The organism is Rhodococcus sp. IEGM 1370, from assembly GCF_033142325.1.
Lineage (GTDB): Bacteria > Actinomycetota > Actinomycetes > Mycobacteriales > Mycobacteriaceae > Rhodococcoides.
The window spans coordinates 1-538 of the sequence record NZ_JAWLRY010000077.1 but is presented as its reverse complement, the minus strand read 5'-3'; the positions used below and the strand labels follow the sequence as shown (position 1 = coordinate 538).

Below are 538 nucleotides of genomic sequence, written 5' to 3'. Positions count from 1 at the left end.
TGATCCGGTCCTTGGTTCGACACGCCGAGCTCAGCTTGGTGGGAAGGATCGACGATGACCGAAACACTGGATCCCATGGCAGCGACCGAGGTGGATCAGAAGCAGTTGGCCGAGCAGCTCCTGGCGCAAGCCAAGGAGCAGGGCGTGGAGTTGATGGGCCCGAACGGGCTCCTCAATCAGCTCACCAAGAATGTCCTCGAGACCGCGTTGGATGCGGAGATGACCGAGCACCTCGGCTACGAAAAACATGATGCTGCTGGCCGCGGCAGCGGCAACTCCCGTAACGGCACTCGCTCGAAGACGGTGCTTACCGAGATCGGGCCGGTGGAGATCGAAGTCCCGCGGGACATCGATTCCTCCTTCGCGCCGCAGATCGTGAAGAAGCGTCAACGCCGGCTGACTGGGATCGATGAGATCGTATTGTCGCTTACGGCAAAGGGTTTGACGACCGGTGAGGTGTCCGCGCATTTTCAGGACATCTATGGCGCGACGGTATCGAAGGACACCATCTCCCGCATCACCGACAAGGTCGTCGGGG

At 60.6% G+C, this 538-nt stretch carries 1 protein-coding gene; it reads left to right on the top strand.

Annotation, left to right across the window (positions count from 1 at the left end; all coding sequences use genetic code 11):
* Positions 1 to 54: 54 nt before the first annotated feature.
* A partial coding sequence (locus tag R4P47_RS25065; RefSeq protein ID WP_411567394.1) for a transposase occupies positions 55 to 538 on the top strand: 484 nt, incomplete at its 3' end.